The organism is Streptomyces sp. NBC_00154 (assembly GCF_026342835.1).
In the GTDB taxonomy this organism is placed as follows: domain Bacteria; phylum Actinomycetota; class Actinomycetes; order Streptomycetales; family Streptomycetaceae; genus Streptomyces.
Window position 1 is genome coordinate 4,315,758 of sequence record NZ_JAPEMI010000001.1, and the last position, 16,203, is coordinate 4,331,960.

Sequence of the window (16,203 nt, forward strand, 5' to 3'; positions counted from 1 at the left end):
CCAGCACCACCCCGGCCTCGGCGCCGGCTGCCTTCGCCCCGCGTACCGCGCTTCGCACAGAGCGCGGTGTCCGGGGCGATTTGCTTGCCCCGGACCGGAACCGCGAGCCCTGTCCAGGTACCGGTGTGGTCCGGCGAGCATCCGTACAGAGTGCGAGAAGCGCCCCGCCATCGATCCCCCCACGGGTCGACAGCGAGGCGCTTCCCATATCCCGGAGCGGATTCCCCCCACGGGATCCGGCCGGGCGTCTGTGGGAGCCGAAGCTCCTGGGTGTTCCTCGTACCACTGCGCTGTACCGCTCTGTTCCTCATGGCGGTCCGCCGGGGTACGTACGCACGGGAGGGCCGCTCAAAGCTCCCCGGTGCACGTGCCCCGGCCAACGCTTGCCTGAAGCATCCCCCAAGACGCTTCGCCGGACGTCCCCCAAGACATCCTTGGCATCGCACTCTAAGACTCTCGAACCTGCTGAATGGTTACCCCAAAACCAATGTGATCTAAATCTCTTTGTGGAAATCATGTGAAGGAGCGCAGTCGCAGGCTGTTCGTCACGACGAAGACCGATGAGAACGCCATCGCCGCTCCCGCAATCATAGGGTTGAGCAGGCCAAATGCCGCAAGGGGCAGGGCGAGTACGTTGTAGCCGAAGGCCCAGAAGAGGTTGCCCTTGATGGTGGCCAGCGTCCGCCGGGACAGCCGGATGGCATCGGCAGCCACCTTCAGATCTCCACGAACGAGGGTGAGGTCGCTCGCCTCGATCGCGGCGTCCGTGCCGGTACCCATCGCCAGCCCGAGATCCGCCGTGGCGAGGGCGGCAGCGTCGTTGACGCCGTCGCCGACCATCGCGACCGAGCGGCCCTCGGCCTGCAGCCGCTCGATGACGTTCACCTTGTCCTCGGGCAGCACCTCGGCGTAGACCTCGTCGATGGAGACGGCACGGGCCACGGTGTCCGCCACGGCCCGGTTGTCACCGGTCAGCAGCACCGGCCGCAGGCCGAGAGCACGCAGGTCGGCCACTGCTGCCGCGCTGGAGTCCTTGATCGCGTCGGCGACCCCGAGGACGCCGCGCGCCTCACCGTCCCAGGCGACGGCGATGGCCGTACGACCACGGGCCGCCGCGTCCGCGAGGGCGGCGGACAGCGCCTCGGGGACGCCGATTCCGGCGTCGGTGAGCAGCTTCGGGCGCCCGACGAGGACCTGATGTCCGTCGACGGTGCCGCGCACCCCGAGCCCCGGGACGTTGGCGAAGTCCTCGGGGACGGGCAGGGCGGCCCCGGTCCGCTCGCGGGCGCCGGCGGCGACCGCCTGGGCGATGGGGTGTTCGGAGGCGTGCTCCAGGGCGCCGGCCAGCCGCAGCAGCTGCGCCTCGTCCGCGGTGTCCGCCGCCATGTGGACGTCCAGCAGTGTCATCCGGCCGGTTGTGACCGTGCCGGTCTTGTCGAGGACGATCGTGTCGACGCGGCGTGTGGTCTCCAGGACCTCGGGCCCCTTGATCAGGATGCCGAGCTGTGCGCCGCGCCCCGTGCCGACCATGAGGGCGGTGGGTGTGGCGAGGCCGAGTGCGCACGGGCAGGCGATGATCAGTACGGCGACGGCGGCGGTGAACGCGGCCGTGACGTCGTCCGTGAGTAGCAGCCAGACGACCAGGGTGACCAGCGCGATCAGCAGGACGACCGGGACGAAGACCGCCGAGATCCGGTCGGCGAGGCGCTGGGCCGCCGCCTTGCCGTTCTGCGCGTCCTCCACGAGCCTGGCCATCCGTGCCAGCTGGGTGTCGGCGCCGACCCGGGTGGCGCGCACGACGAGACGGCCGCCCGCGTTGAGCGTGGCACCGGTGACGGCGTCACCGACGTTCACATCGACCGGGACGGACTCGCCGGTGAGCATCGACGCGTCCACCGCGGAGGCGCCCTCGGTGACGGTGCCGTCGGTGGCGATCTTCTCGCCGGGACGGACGACGAAACGGTCGCCGACGGTCAGCCGGTCGACAGGGATACGCACCTCCGTGCCGCCCCGGAGGACGGAGACGTCCTTGGCGCCGAGATGCATCAGCGCGCGGAGGGCGGAACCGGCCTTCCGCTTGGACTTCGCCTCCAGATAGCGGCCCAGCAGGATGAAGGTGATGACCCCGGCGGCGACCTCCAGGTAGATCGTGGAGGAGCCCTCGGCCCGCGAGACGGTGAAGTCGAAACCGTGCCGCATGCCGGTCATGCCGGCGTCGCCGAAGAACAGCGCCCAGAGCGACCAGCCGAAGGCGGCAAGGGTGCCGATCGAGACCAGGGTGTCCATGGTGGCCGCGCCATGCCGGAGATTGGTCCAGCTGGCGCGGTGGAAGGGCAGGCCGCCCCATACGACCACGGGGGCGGCGAGGGTGAGGGAGAGCCACTGCCAGTTGTCGAACTGGAAGGCGGGGACCATGGCCAGGAGGACGACGGGGGCGGCGAGCACGGCCGAGACGATGAGGCGCTGACGCAGGGCGGCGAGGGTGTCGGCGGCGCCGGTGTCCGCGGCGTCCGCAGTGTCTGTGGGGCGTGCGGGGGGTGTGGCGTCCGCCTTGTCCTCGGTGCCTGTGGGGCGTGCGGGGGGTGTGGCGTCCGCCTTGTCCTCGGTGCCTGCGGCCTCGCTGACAGCCTTTTCGGTGGGGTTCGTGTCGTGGGCCGGAGCCGCCCGCTCGGTCGCGGGTGGCGGTACAGCCGAGGCGGGCGAGGTGGGCGGCGTCGGTGTGGGCCGCTGCAGCGGTTGCGCCGTGTAGCCGGTCTTCTCGACCGTGGCGATCACGTCATCGAGCCGGGTTCCGGCACCGAACTCGACGCGGGCCTTCTCGGTCGCGTAGTTGACGGTGGCGGTGACGCCGTCCATCCGGTTGAGCTTCTTCTCGATGCGGGCCGCGCACGAGGCGCAGGTCATCCCGCCGATCGCGAGCTCGGCCTCCGAACTTGCGGCTGTCGGGGCCTCGGCCTCTGTTGCGCTGTACATGTCCGAACTCCTGAAATGCCGACCGGGCCGTTCCTGCCAGTATCTGCTGGTCGGTCCGGCCCGGCGGTAAAGGGTGGTGCGGGTGGTGCGAATGATGCGGGGTTGCGCGGGTCTGCGCAGGAGTGTTCAGGTGGGCCGGGACGGTATTCAGGCCGGGCCGACGAGCTCGTAACCCGCCTCGTCGACCGCGGTGCGCACGGTGTCCTCGGCCAGCGGCGACTCGGAGACCACGGTCACCCGGCCGGTGGCGGCCACGGCCTTCACCGAGGTGACGCCCTCGATGCCGGAGATCTCCTCGGAGACGGCACCTTCGCAGTGCCCGCAGGTCATGCCGGTCACCTGGTAGACGGTGGTGACCCCGCCCGTCGTGGCCGCGGTGTCCGCGCCGTCGTGGCAGGAGCCGTTCGGCGAGCAGCAGGAGCCGGTGGCCTGGGTGAGCTGGATCTCGGCGGTCATGGTGTTCTCCTCTTCGACGCGTACGTCTCGGTGTGACGCCAGGGGCTCCCGGGAATGCTGGTGCGCCCCAACACTCATACTTTATACCCCTAGGGGGTATGAATGCGAGGAGGGGTGCGCTTTCGGACGAGTGTTGTCGGCCATCCGGCGGAATCCGGCCGGCGGCATCGCCGACCGGATTCGACGCGACGGGCGCGCCACAAGATCACCACCGGGGCGTAGATTCGGCGGCCTGATGGCCGGCCTGATGGCCGGCCTGATGGCCGGCCCGGTGGGCGGTCCGATGGATGGCCGGGCGATGGCCGGGTGGGCGGAACGAGAGGCGGGGCCGATGCGGGCTGTGGTGTTCGAGGAGTTCGGGAAGATCGCCGGGGTACGGGACGTGCCGGATCCCGCCCCCTCCGACCAGGGTGTCGTGGTCCGCGTCGAGGCGACCGGGCTGTGCCGCAGCGACTGGCACGGCTGGATGGGTCACGACCCGGACATCACCCTGCCGCATGTGCCCGGTCATGAACTCGCCGGTGTGGTCGAGGCGGTCGGGAGCGCAGTCGTCAACTGGCGGCCGGGCGACCGCGTCACCGTTCCCTTTGTCTGCGCCTGCGGCCGCTGCGCCGCCTGCGCGGCCGGGGCCCAGCAGGTCTGCGAGCGGCAGACCCAGCCCGGTTTCACCCACTGGGGTTCGTTCGCCCAGTACGTGGCGCTGGAACAGGCCGACGTCAATCTGGTGGCCGTGCCCGAAGAGCTGTCGTTCGCGACGGCGGCGGGTCTCGGCTGCCGGTTCGCCACGGCTTTCCGGGCCGTCGTCGGTCAGGGGAGGGTGGGGCCGGGTGAGTGGGTCGCGGTGCACGGCTGCGGCGGGGTCGGGCTGTCGGCCGTCATGATCGCGGTGGCCTGCGGGGCACGGGTGGTCGCCGTCGACGTCTCGGCTCGCGCGCTCGAACTGGCGCGGACGTTCGGAGCGGTGGAGTGCGTGGACGCCTCCGCCCATCCGGGCGGCGCGGGCGAAGCGGTGCGCGAACTGACGGGTGGCGGTGCCCATCTGTCGCTCGACGCGCTGGGCTCCCCGGTCACCTGCGCCGCCTCGGTCCGGAGCCTGCGGTGGCAGGGCCGTCATGTGCAGGTGGGTCTGCTGCCCACGGCGGCCGGTGACCCCGTCGTCCCGATGTCGCGGGTGACAGGCCTGGAGCTTGAGATCCTCGGCAGCCATGGAATGGCCGCGCACGACTACCCGCCGATGATGGACATGGTGCGGGCCGGCATCCTGCGCCCGGACCTGCTGGTGACCTCCACCATCGCGTTGGACGCGGCCCCGGCGGCGCTCGCCGCGATGGGAACGGCCCCCGGGGCAGGAGTGACGATCATCGAACCGGCGAAGTAGCCGCGCTCGCCCGGGCCCGGCGAAGACGGAGGCCCCGTACGGCGTCGGCGGATTCCGGAGGCCGATCGCCGGACGGGGCCGGAACGGAAACGGGGCTGAAAGGGACGAGGTGTCAGTCCCTGCGGCCCCGGTTGCCCGGGCGCGACGCGACCCAGGCGCGGACGGTGTCCGCGTACCAGTAGGGCTTACCGCCCTCCACATGGTCCGGCGCGGGAAGCAGCCCGTGTTTGCGGTACGAGCGGACGGTGTCCGGCTGCACCCGGATGTGCGCCGCAATGTCCTTGTAGGACCAGAGCCTTCTGTCCGTCATAAGTGACACCTCTCTGCACCGCAGCGGCAGCCGGGGGGCCGTCGGGGGAGCCGCGGTGCGCACGCCGACGATCACTCGGCCTGTGTTCGGTGAACGACGCGGAGTGAGCGGCGGAGAGGGGCTGTCGAGCGCCTGTGACGGAAGACCCGCGTAACGGAGACATGTGTGACGAGGGGGTGATCTCTGTGACAGAAGGCGTGCATTGGGGCCGAATTCGGCTAAGCGTTCCAGAGTGCCGACCAGGTCCGCGATCCGACCAGGCCGCTCGGAATGAGCGGCGGGTGGTCCGCCTGGAAGCGTTGGACAGCCGCGAGGGTCGGCGGTCCGAAGGTGCCGTTGACCTCACTCCACGGCAGATAGCGGCGGTTGGCCAGCAGGCACTGCACCTCCGAGACCCGGTCGCCCTGATCGCCGTAGAAGGTCGGCTCGTTGCCGAAGTAGAACGCGCAGACGGCGCCGGCGCCGGGCGGTGCGAGCGGCGGTGCCGGTTCGTGGTCGGTGGCCGAGGCGGCCGGGGCTGCGACGAGGGTGGCGGCCAGGGCGAGTGCGGCCAGGGCCGAGGCCCCGGCAGTCCTGGGGGTGCGGAACGCTTTTCGGACCACGGTGGGTTGCTCCTTGTTCGGTCGAGGGGTGCGGTGGGGCCGCACCCTCTTCTCGCCGAGAACAACACCGCAATCCGCCCCCACGTCACTTCCCCGGGCGGTTCGGCGTGTCGGGGGCCCGCACCGGGGTGCCGCACGAGCGGAGGAAGTCCCGGGTGCGGCGGGCGATCGGCAGGGGCTTTTCGGGCGGGCACGGATACATGTCCTGCTCGACGATCGCGAACAGATCGACGTCCAGCCGGCGGGCGGCGTCGAGCACGGGCCCCAGGGCGGGCACGCCGTTCGGCGGTTCGCACATCACCCCACGCGCCACGGCGGGCCCGAACGGCACCTCGTCCGCCACGACTTGGGCCAGGATCTCCGGGTCGACCTGCTTGAGATGCAGATAGCCGATCCGCTCGCCGAAGGTCTCGATCAGCTTGACGCTGTCCCCGCCGCAGTAGGCGTAGTGACCGGTGTCGAGACAGAGTGAGACCAGGTCCGGGTCGGTGGCGTCGAGGAACCGGCCGACGTTCTCCTCGCTGTCGACATGGGTGTCCGCATGAGGGTGGACGACGATGCGCAGCCCGTACCGGTCCCGCACCTCGCGGCCCAGCCGCTCCGTCTGGGTGGTGAGGTCGCGCCACTGCTCCGCGGTGAGCGTGCGGTCCTCCAGAACCTCACCGGTCTTGTCGTCGCGCCAGAACGACGGGATGACCACCAGATGCTCGGCGCCCATCGCCCGGGTGAGCGTCGCGATGTCGGCGACATGCGCCCAGGTCCGGTCCCAGACGTCCGGTCCATGGTGCAATCCGGTGAACACGGTGCCCGCCGAGACGGTGAGACCGCGGCGTCGGGTCTCGTCCGCCAGGCGGGCCGGGTCGGTCGGGAGATAGCCGTAGGGGCCCAGCTCGATCCACTCGTAACCGGCCTCGGAGACCTCGTCGAGGAAGCGGTGCCACGGCACCTGCTGCGGATCGTCGGGGAACCAGACCCCCCAGGAGTCGGGTGCCGAGCCGATACGGATGCGGGCCGGAGCAGATGCTGAGGAGGTCATATCGCCCACACTCCCGGCCTCGGAAGACGGGTGTCAAGGCTTCGTCCTTATGTCCGGACAAAATGTTGACAGGGTTCCGGAGAGAGGGCTAGACCTGGGGGCAGCCGCTCCGGTCGCCGGTCGAAGGGATGCGTATGCCTGAGATGTACGACGTGATCACCATGGGGCGGATCGGGGTGGATCTCTACCCGCTCCAGACCGGTCTGCCGCTGGCTCAGGTCGACACATTCGGAAAGTTTCTCGGCGGCTCACCGACCAATGTGGCCGTCGCGGCGGCCCGGCTCGGCAGACGGACGGCGGTGGTGACGCGCACCGGCCGGGACGCGTTCGGGGACTATCTCCACCAGCAGCTGCGGGAGTTCGGGGTGGACGACCGGTGGGTGACGTCCGTCGACGCGTATCCGACCCCGCTGACCTTCTGTGAGATCTTCCCGCCGGACGACTTCCCGCTCTACTTCTACCGGCAGCCCAAGGCGCCCGACCTGGAGATCCACGAAGCGGAACTCGACCTCGACGCGATCCGCGCGGCCCGGGTCTTCTGGATGACGGGCACCGGCCTGTGCGCGGAACCGAGCCGCACGGCCACACTGGTGGCGCTGCGCGCCCGGAGCGAGGCCCGGGAGCGGTCCCGCGGCGGGCAGGGACACGACCCCGGACCGCTCACGGTCTTCGACCTGGACTGGCGCCCGATGTTCTGGACCGACGACCCCGGCCACCCCGGCGCGGACCACCCCGTCCACCCCACCGCCTCCGCCCGCTACCGCGAGGCCCTTGCGCACGCCACCGTTGCCGTCGGCAATCTCGACGAGTGCGAGATCGCCACCGGGGAGCGCGAGCCGTACACGGCCGCCCGCGCCCTGCTCGCCGCCGGGGTCGAGCTCGCCGTCGTCAAGCAGGGCCCCAAGGGCGTCCTCGCCGTCCACCGCGACGGCACCGTCGCCGACGTCCCGCCCCTGCCCGTCGAGGTCGTCAACGGTCTCGGCGCCGGAGACGCGTTCGGCGGTGCGCTCTGTCACGGGCTGCTCGCCGGCTGGGAGACCGAGCGCGTCATGCGGTACGCCAACGCCGCCGGTGCCATCGTCGCGTCCCGGCTCGCCTGTTCGCCGGCCATGCCGTTCCCGTACGAGGTGGAAGAGGCACTCGTGCGGGGCGCCGTCACCGCCGGTGCACCCGGAGCGGGCTCATGACGCCCGCGGCCTCCTCCGTCTCCGACCTCGTCCGGCTGCGCGTGCGCCACCCGGAGGCCGTCACCGAGGCCGCCGCCCGGCGCCGAAGGCGCCCCCTCGTCGGCGACAGCGGCCGCCTGATGATCATCGCGGCGGACCACCCGGCCCGCGGCTCCTTCGCCGTCGGGGAGCGCGAACTGGCCATGGCCAACCGGTTCGAGCTCCTGGAGCGGCTCTGTCTCGCCCTCTCCCGCCCCGGCGTCGACGGCGTCCTCGCCACCGCCGACATCCTCGACGACCTACTGCTTCTCGGCGCGTTGGAGAACAAGGTCGTCGTCGGCTCGATGAACCGCGGCGGACTCGCGGGCGCCTCCTTCGAACTCGACGACCGCTTCACCGGCCACCGCCCCGACGACCTCGCCCGGCTCGGCTTCGACGCGGGCAAGCTGCTGCTCCGTATCGACTACGACGACCCCGGTTCCCTCGACACGATGCATGCCACCGCCCGCGCGATCGACGCCATGGCCGCGCACCGGCTGCCGGTCTTCGTCGAGCCGTTCCTCTGCCGCCGTGTCGACGGCAAGGTCCGCAACTATCTCGGTGCGGCGGCGGTGACCACGTCGATCGCCATCGCCTCGGGACTGGCCGGCACCTCCGCGTACACCTGGCTCAAGGTCCCCGTCACCGAGAACCCCGACGACATGGCGCGCGTGATGGAGACATCGACGCTGCCTGCCGTGCTGCTGGGCGGCGAGGTGGGCGGTGACCAGGAGGGTGCGTACGAGAAATGGCGCAGGGCACTCCGACTCCCCACCGTCCAAGGGCTGGTGGTCGGGCGGTCGTTGCTCTATCCGGTCGACGGCGATGTGGCCGGAGCTGTCGACACAGCCGTGGCGCTGCTGTAGCGGGAGGGCAGGGACGGGTATGGGAGAGGGCATGACTACGGACAACGACGAACGCGTACGCGACCGGCCGTCGTACGAGCGGCATCTGCCCGCCGGCAGCACGGCCGACGGACCGTATGCCCTGGACATCGACCCGAAGCGGGCCGGTTGGGACCGGTCGAGCCTGCGCGTGGTGGAGCTGCGGCCAGGCGGTGTTCACACGCTGGCCACCGGGGAGAGTGAATGGATCATCCTGCCGTTGACCGGTGGCTGTACGGTGCACACCTCAGGTGAGATCTTTGAACTGCTGGGCCGGGAAAGCGTGTTCAGCGGGGTCTCCGACTTCGTGTACGTACCGCGTGACGCCCATGCCCAGATCTCCTCCGGCGCCGGAGGCCGCTTCGCCCTGGCAGGAGCGAAGTGCGAGCGACGACTCCCCGCTCGCTACGGCCCCGCGCCGGAGGTACCCGTCGAGCTGCGCGGCGCCGGGAACTGCTCGCGCCAGGTCAACAACTTCGCCGCTGCCGACACATTCGACTGCGACCGGCTGATCGCCGTCGAGGTCCTCACCCCCGGCGGCAACTGGTCCTCGTACCCGCCGCACAAGCACGACGAGTACCGCCCCGGCGCCGAGTCCGTCCTCGAAGAGATCTACTACTTCGAGATCGAGGAGAACCGGGGCAGGCCCGGCCTCGGCTACCACCGCGTGTCCCCGTCCCGGCCCGGCGGTACGGACGTCCTCGCCGAAGTCCGCAGCGGCGACGCCGTGCTGATCCCCGACGGCTGGCACGGCCCGTCCATCGCCGCTCCCGGCCACACCCTGTACTACCTCAATGTGATGGCAGGTCCGGGAGAGCAGCGGGAGTGGCTGATCAGCGACCACCCCGACCACGGCTGGATCCGCGACACCTGGCCCGCCCAGCCGGTCGACCCCCGGCTGCCGCTCCACGGACTCTCCGGAACGTCCGGACTCTCCGGTCAGGAGGCACCTCGATGAGCACCCGCAGGCTCACCACCGCCCAGGCCCTGGTGTCCTTCCTCGCCCGCCAGTACACCGAGCGCGACGGCCGGCGACAGCGTCTGATCAGCGCCACCTGGGGCATCTTCGGCCACGGCAACGTCGCCGGAATCGGCCAGGCGCTCCTGGAGACGGGGGCCGCCGCGCCCGGGTCCGTATCCGCCCGGCCCGCCATGCCCTACCTCCAGGGCCGCAACGAGCAGTCCATGGTGCACGCCGCCGTCGGCTACGCCCGCCAGTCCGGCCGCCTCTCCGCGCACGCCGTCACCACCTCCATCGGTCCCGGCGCCACCAACCTCGTCACCGGCGCCGCCCTCGCGACCATCAACCACCTCCCCGTCCTCCTCCTCCCCGGCGACATCTTCGCGACCCGCCCCGCCGACCCCGTGCTCCAGCAGCTCGAAGTCCCGTCCGCGGGCGACCTCTCCGTCAACGACTGCCTGCGCCCCGTCTCCCGCTACTTCGATCGGATCACCCGCCCCGAAGCGCTCGTCCCGGCCGCGCTCCAGGCCATGCGGACCCTCGCCGACCCGGCGGAGACCGGCGCCGTCACACTCGCGCTGCCGCAGGACGTGCAGGCGGAGGCGTACGACTGGCCGGAGGAGTTCTTCGCCGAGCGCATCTGGCACGTACGCCGCCCCGCACCCGACGCCCACGAACTGGAACGGGCGGTACGGGCCGTGCGCACCGCCCGCCGGCCGCTGATCGTCGCAGGCGGCGGGGTCCATCACAGCGCGGCAGAGGAGACCCTCGCCGCACTGGCCGCCGCCACCCGGATCCCCGTCGCCTCCACCCAGTCCGGCAAGGGTTCGCTGCGCCACGACCACCCCGCCGACGTCGGCGGCATCGGCCACACCGGCACCGCGACCGCCGACGAACTGGCCCGTACCGCCGACCTGATCATCGGCATCGGCACCCGCTACTCCGACTTCACCACCGCCTCCGCCACCCTCTTCTCGAACCCGGCGGTCCGCTTCCTCAACCTCAACATCACCGGCTTCGACGCCCACAAGCTCGCCGCGCTGCCGCTCGTCGCCGATGCCCGCACCGCCCTCGAAGCGCTGACCGAGGCCCTGAACCGGCGCAACTACCGCGTCGACCCGGCCTACGAGACCGAGTACACCGACGCCAAGGAGCGCTGGGAGCAGCGCGTCGACACGGCGTTCGCCGCGGACGACCCGGCTGCGCGGCCCACCCAGGCCCAGGTCCTCGGTCTGCTCGACACCCTGGTCGACGACGACGACATCCTGATCAACGCGGCGGGCTCGCTCCCCGGCGACCTGCACCAGCTGTGGCGGACCCGCTCCCGCAGCCAGTACCACGTCGAGTACGGCTACTCCTGCATGGGATACGAGATCCCGGCCGCGATCGGCGTACAGCTGGCCGCCCCCGGCCGGCCCGTCTGGGCGCTCGTCGGCGACGGCACCTACCTCATGAACCCCACCGAGATCGTCACCGCCGTGCAGGAGAACCTGCCGGTCAAGGTCGTCGTCCTGCAGAACCACGGCTACGCCTCGATCGGCGGACTCTCCGAGTCGGTCGGCGCCGAACGCTTCGGTACCGCGTACCGGCAGCGCGCCACCGACGGCAGCTTCACCGGCCCCCCGCTGCCCGTCGATCTCGCGGCCAACGCGGGCTCTCTCGGCATGCGGGTGCTGCGCGCCAAGACCGTGCGTGACCTGCGTGAAGCCCTCACCGCTGCGCGGACCTCGGACCGCCCCACTTGTGTCTACGTCGAGACCGAAACGGCAGACACAGTGTCGGGCCCCCCTCCGGCGCAGGCGTGGTGGGATGTTCCTGTAGCCGAAACGGCCACCCGCCCGTCGGCGGTCAAAGCCCGGGAAGACTACGACCGGCAAGTCGCAGCCCGACGCCGCCACCTCTGAAGGCCTGAAGGAGTACGTAATGAAGACCGTCAACCACTGGATCGGTGGCAAGACCGTCGAGGGCACGTCGGGCAACTACGGCCCGGTCACCGACCCGGCCACCGGCGCCGTCACCACCCAGGTCGCACTCGCCTCCCTCGAAGAGGTCGACGCCGCGGTCGCCGCCGCGAAGGACGCGTACGCGACGTGGGGCACGTCCTCGCTGGCCGCCCGCACCGCCGTCCTGTTCCGCTACCGGGCACTGCTCGACGCGCGCCGTGACGACATCGCCGCGCTGATCACCGCCGAGCACGGCAAGGTGCACTCCGACGCGCTCGGTGAGGTCGCCCGCGGTCTGGAGATCGTCGAGCTGGCCTGCGGCATCACCACCCAGCTCAAGGGCGAGCTGTCCACCCAGGTCTCCAGCCGGGTCGACGTCTCCTCGATCCGCCAGTCGCTCGGTGTCGTCGCGGGCATCACGCCGTTCAACTTCCCGGCGATGGTGCCGATGTGGATGTTCCCGCTGGCCATCGCCTGCGGCAACACGTTCGTGCTGAAGCCGAGCGAGAAGGACCCGTCGGCCGCCAACCTGCTGGCCGAGCTGGCCGCCGAGGCCGGACTGCCGGACGGCGTGCTGAACGTGCTGCACGGCGACAAGGTCGCCGTCGACGGACTGCTGAACCACCCGGACGTCGCCGCGGTCTCCTTCGTCGGCTCCACCCCGATCGCCCGCTACATCCACACCACCGCCTCCGCCAACGGCAAGCGCGTCCAGGCGCTCGGCGGTGCGAAGAACCACATGCTGGTCCTGCCGGACGCGGACCTCGACGCCGCCGCCGACGCCGCGGTATCCGCCGCGTACGGCTCCGCCGGTGAGCGCTGCATGGCCATCTCCGCGGTCGTCGCGGTGGGCGCGATCGGTGACGAGCTCGTCGCCAGGATCAAGGAGCGCGCCGAGAAGATCAAGATCGGTCCCGGCAACGACCCGGCGTCCGAGATGGGCCCGCTGATCACCGCGGCCCACCGCGACAAGGTCGCCTCGTACGTCACGGGCGCGGCCGCCCAGGGCGCCGACGTCGTCCTCGACGGCACCGGCTACACCGTCGAAGGGTTCGAGGACGGCCACTGGATCGGCCTCTCCCTCCTCGACCACGTGTCCACCGACTCGGACGCCTACAAGGACGAGATCTTCGGCCCGGTGCTGTGCGTCCTGCGCGCAGAGACGTACGAGGAGGGCGTCGCCCTCATGAACGCCTCGCCGTTCGGCAACGGCACCGCGATCTTCACCCGCGACGGCGGCGCCGCCCGCCGCTTCCAGCTGGAGATCGAGGCCGGCATGGTCGGCGTCAACGTGCCGATCCCGGTGCCGGTGGGCTACCACTCCTTCGGTGGCTGGAAGGACTCGCTCTTCGGCGACCACCACATCTACGGCAACGACGGCGTGCACTTCTACACCCGCGGCAAGGTCGTCACCACCCGCTGGCCGGACCCGGCCGACGCCCCCGCCGGTGTGGACCTCGGCTTCCCCCGCAACCACTGATCCCACCCCACCCGCACCGGGCCCCCGGCCGCACCGGCGGCCGGGGGCCCGGCGGTACTTCGACGGGGGACCGTCCGGCGGGGCGCGGCGTTCCGGAACAGTCGGCGGCGCCGGCCGTACCGTGCCGGACCTGCCGAAACCCGGTGGCAGGACGCGGTGCGCCTCGCCCATCCGGGACCCCATGACCGCCCCGGCCTTCCCCACCGCGCCCCGATACGAGATCCGCGCCCGGCACACCGCCTCCACGGTCACCGTCTACCGGCGTACACACCGTCCATCGGGCTGCCTGCCGCCCGTGACGGCCGCTTCCCAGCCTGGAAGCGCGACCGCATGACATGAGTCATCAAGGCGCGTTCACAGCCCCTTTCGGTGCCTGAAGAGAGGCCGTCCGCGCCGTTGCGGGCCTGGTCGGCGACTGCGCGGCCACTCGATGACCACCGCTGACGTCGTGTGGTCGATTGATATCGTCCGCGAATGACCAGTCGCAGCCGCGACCGCGTCGCAGACGTCCGCAGCGTCGTGATCGCGCACATGCCCGACTACCAGGTCGACTCCGTCGTGCAGCTCGGCGAGGGTCTGGACAACCTGGCGTACGAGGTGAACGGTGAGCTGATCGTGCGCTTCAGCAAGGAGCCCGACCTGGCACGGCGGGCCGCCCTGCTGAACCACGAGGCCCGCGTGCTTGCTGCCGTCGCCGACATTTCGCCGCTGCCCGTGCCCCAGCCGACGTTCACGGTCGCGGAGCAGGGTTGTCTGGCCTACTTCAAGCTTCCCGGCGTGCCACTGGTGGGTATGCCGCGGCACCAGCGATCGGCTCACGGCACGTCGATCGGCGCCACGCTTGGCGAGCTGCTCACTGCGCTGCATGCTGTTGCGATCGATCGGATGGCCGTGGAAACGGACCACCAGCCGGTGGCCGAGTGGCGACATGAGGCCATGGAGAACTATGTGACGGTGGCCGGGCAGGTACCGGCGGCGCTGCGTCGATCCGTCGAAGCGTTCCTGGACGCCGCACCACCGCACGATGGCTGCACCCCAACGTTCTCCCACAACGATCTGGGGATCGAACACGTTCTCGTCGACCCGGTCGCATGGACGGTGACCGGCATCATCGACTGGAGTGATGCCGCCGTCGTCGATCCGGCTTGCGACTTCGGGCTGCTCTACCGCGATCTCGGCCCCGCGGCCACCCGCGCCGCCATCAGCACCTATCGAACCGACGCCAACGACGTCCCGGCTCTCAGCGAGCGCGCCGTGTTCTATGCCAGGTGCAGTGTCTTCGAGGATCTGGCATACGGCATCGAGACGGAACAAGGCAATTACGTCGACAAGAGCCTTGCCGCGATGGAGTGGCTGTTTCCGTCATAGCCGCCTCATCTCGACCGAGCCGCCAGGGACATCAACCCGCCGGGAGGGAACCAGCACCCCCGATGATGCAAGGAATTGGGCTGGGAACGCGGCTTGACATGGATCATCAAGCCGCGTTGACAGACCTTTAAAGCCCCAGCACCTCGCCGTACTTGATGGCCCCGTGGGGCAGTGCGAAGCCGAACGGGGTCAGCGACTTGCCCAGCGGGTACGTCTCCTCGGTGCTGCTCGGCACGAACCAGACGCCACCCGACCTGGGCTCACCGGCGTTCTCCCCGGGCGCGCTCACCGCGGTGTCCCACAGTCCGTCGCGGTTGTAGTCGCCGACGGCCACCTGGGCGCCGAAGCGGTCGCCGGCCTCGGCCGTGCCGGGCATGTTCGTGGTGCTCTGGCTGCGGGCCAGACCGCCGTAGAGGCCGTGCTCCGTGCCGTTCATGGTGACGTACCCGCCCGCGTCCTTGACGGTGCCCACGTCCTCGCCGGGCACACCGACCACCAGTTCCGGACGGCTGTCGCCGTTCAGGTCGCCCGCGGCCAGCGTGGCGCCGAAGTCGTCGCCCTCCTCGGCGGTGCCGCCGACCTCCGGGTTCGACTGGGTGATGCACTCGCTCTCGGTGCCGAAGTTCGTGGTCTTCGAGCCCTTGAGCAGGAGCACCGCACCGCCGAGCCGGTCCTTGCAATGCGTGGTCTCCGACTCGGGGTTGGGCTGTACGAGGCCGACCGCGAGGTCGTCCGTGCCGTCCCGGTCGAAGTCGGCGGCGGCGAGCGAGCTGCCCCGGTCGGCGTCGGCGTACCACTGGGCCGGCTTGGCCTGGTCGTCCCAGCGCGTGATGAAGGTGCTGGAGTCCTCCGTGCCCTGCCAGGTGGCGGCGAGGTCGTCCCGGCCGTCGCCGTCGAAATCGCCGGTTGCCAGGTCGCGGGTGGCGCCGCCCATGCTGTAGCGGCGCAGGGTGGTGGTGGTTACGGGGGCCGCGGTGAGCGGGCCCGGGCGGAACCGAAGCGAGCCGCTCTCCTCGCTGTTCTCGCCGTACGCGAGGTCGGTGTCGCCGTCGCCGTCGTAGTCGCCCGTGGCGATGGTGCGGCCGATGCTGCTGAACTCGCCCGTGCCCCTGGCCACGGTGGTGCCCTTGACGTTCCACCCCGAGCCGTCCAGGACGGTGATGGTGCCCTCGTCCTTGAGCTGGTCGGAGGTGAGCGACTCGCCGCTCGCGCCGACGACGAGCTCGAAGACGCCGTCGCCGTTCACGTCGACGGGTGCCACGGAGGACCCGAAGCGGTCGCCCGCCTCGGGCGTGCCTGGTATGCCGGCCTCAGCCTGGCTGATGACACCGGTGGACTGGCTCGGGCTCTGCGGGCCGCCATAGATCACGCTGATGTAGCCGGCCTTGGCCTTGCCGTCCACCGTGGCGTTGGGCATGCCGACCGCGATGTCCGCGTATCCGTCGCCGTTGAAGTCGAACCGCGGAGTCGTTGCAGCCGCGGCGCTCCCGGCGAGTGGCAGGGTCAGACCGGCGGCGGTGAGGGCCGCTGCGGCGGCGGTAACGGCCAGGGTGCGTGCACGCACGGGGAACTCCCTTAGTCGAAGGGGGCAATGAGAGCGAAGTTTC

At 70.8% G+C, this 16,203-nt stretch carries 13 protein-coding genes and 1 pseudogene; 8 read left to right on the plus strand and 6 right to left on the minus strand.

Annotation, left to right across the window (positions count from 1 at the left end):
* Window positions 1–513 precede the first annotated feature (513 nt).
* Complete coding sequence (locus OHA03_RS19365; protein WP_267005077.1) at window positions 514–2,973, minus strand: cation-translocating P-type ATPase; 2,460 nt, start codon at window positions 2,971–2,973, stop codon at window positions 514–516.
* 147 nt (window positions 2,974–3,120) lie between these two features.
* Window positions 3,121–3,429, minus strand: a complete 309-nt coding sequence (locus OHA03_RS19370; RefSeq protein WP_267005078.1) for a heavy-metal-associated domain-containing protein — start codon at window positions 3,427–3,429, stop codon at window positions 3,121–3,123.
* A 331-nt stretch (window positions 3,430–3,760) separates the two neighbouring features.
* On the opposite strand from OHA03_RS19370, the gene OHA03_RS19375 reads away from it, so the two are divergent.
* A complete protein-coding gene (locus OHA03_RS19375) occupies window positions 3,761–4,807 on the plus strand; it encodes a zinc-dependent alcohol dehydrogenase family protein (RefSeq protein ID WP_267008098.1) in 1,047 nt (348 codons plus the stop codon).
* A 112-nt stretch (window positions 4,808–4,919) separates the two neighbouring features.
* Here the strand turns inward: OHA03_RS19375 and OHA03_RS19380 are convergent, their stop codons facing one another.
* The 3 genes from OHA03_RS19380 to OHA03_RS19390 all read right to left on the minus strand — a co-directional run bounded on the left by OHA03_RS19380 (window position 4,920) and on the right by OHA03_RS19390 (window position 6,755).
* Entirely contained in the window at window positions 4,920–5,117 is a 198-nt protein-coding gene (locus OHA03_RS19380) for an AlpA family transcriptional regulator (RefSeq protein ID WP_030935124.1), read from the minus strand.
* 218 nt (window positions 5,118–5,335) lie between these two features.
* Window positions 5,336–5,719 carry a peptidoglycan-binding protein gene (locus tag OHA03_RS19385; RefSeq protein ID WP_267005079.1) on the minus strand — a complete coding sequence of 128 codons (384 nt, stop codon included), beginning with the start codon at window positions 5,717–5,719 and terminating at the stop codon, window positions 5,336–5,338.
* An 85-nt stretch (window positions 5,720–5,804) separates the two neighbouring features.
* Entirely contained in the window at window positions 5,805–6,755 is a 951-nt protein-coding gene (locus OHA03_RS19390) for a sugar phosphate isomerase/epimerase (RefSeq protein ID WP_267005080.1), read from the minus strand.
* A gap of 134 nt (window positions 6,756–6,889) precedes the next feature.
* On the opposite strand from OHA03_RS19390, the gene iolC reads away from it, so the two are divergent.
* From iolC to OHA03_RS19425, 7 genes and pseudogenes are all read left to right on the plus strand, one after another.
* Complete coding sequence (iolC, locus tag OHA03_RS19395) at window positions 6,890–7,942, plus strand: 5-dehydro-2-deoxygluconokinase (protein WP_267005081.1); 1,053 nt, start codon at window positions 6,890–6,892, stop codon at window positions 7,940–7,942.
* On the plus strand, window positions 7,939–8,826 hold the full coding sequence (locus OHA03_RS19400; protein ID WP_267005082.1) for a deoxyribose-phosphate aldolase: 888 nt from the start codon (window positions 7,939–7,941) through the stop codon (window positions 8,824–8,826). The genes iolC and OHA03_RS19400 overlap by 4 nt, the downstream gene beginning before the upstream one ends.
* 31 nt (window positions 8,827–8,857) lie before the next feature.
* Window positions 8,858–9,802 carry a 5-deoxy-glucuronate isomerase gene (iolB, locus tag OHA03_RS19405; protein ID WP_267005083.1) on the plus strand — a complete coding sequence of 315 codons (945 nt, stop codon included), beginning with the start codon at window positions 8,858–8,860 and terminating at the stop codon, window positions 9,800–9,802.
* Window positions 9,799–11,709: a 3D-(3,5/4)-trihydroxycyclohexane-1,2-dione acylhydrolase (decyclizing) gene (gene iolD, locus OHA03_RS19410; RefSeq protein WP_267005084.1), complete on the plus strand. Its 1,911-nt coding sequence runs from the start codon at window positions 9,799–9,801 to the stop codon at window positions 11,707–11,709. The genes iolB and iolD overlap by 4 nt, the downstream gene beginning before the upstream one ends.
* 19 nt (window positions 11,710–11,728) lie before the next feature.
* Window positions 11,729–13,228, plus strand: coding sequence for a CoA-acylating methylmalonate-semialdehyde dehydrogenase (gene mmsA / locus OHA03_RS19415; RefSeq protein ID WP_267005085.1), 1,500 nt, complete (start codon window positions 11,729–11,731; stop codon window positions 13,226–13,228).
* A gap of 181 nt (window positions 13,229–13,409) precedes the next feature.
* Window positions 13,410–13,564 (plus strand): annotated as a pseudogene (locus OHA03_RS19420) (DUF4291 family protein); the annotation flags it as partial.
* Between the two features lie 195 nt (window positions 13,565–13,759).
* On the plus strand, window positions 13,760–14,596 hold the full coding sequence (locus OHA03_RS19425; protein WP_267005086.1) for a phosphotransferase family protein: 837 nt from the start codon (window positions 13,760–13,762) through the stop codon (window positions 14,594–14,596).
* Window positions 14,597–14,723: 127 nt separating this feature from the next.
* Here OHA03_RS19425 and OHA03_RS19430 read toward each other — a convergent pair whose 3' ends face one another.
* Complete coding sequence (locus tag OHA03_RS19430; RefSeq protein WP_267005087.1) at window positions 14,724–16,160, minus strand: FG-GAP and VCBS repeat-containing protein; 1,437 nt, start codon at window positions 16,158–16,160, stop codon at window positions 14,724–14,726.
* Between the last annotated feature and the right edge of the window lie 43 nt (window positions 16,161–16,203).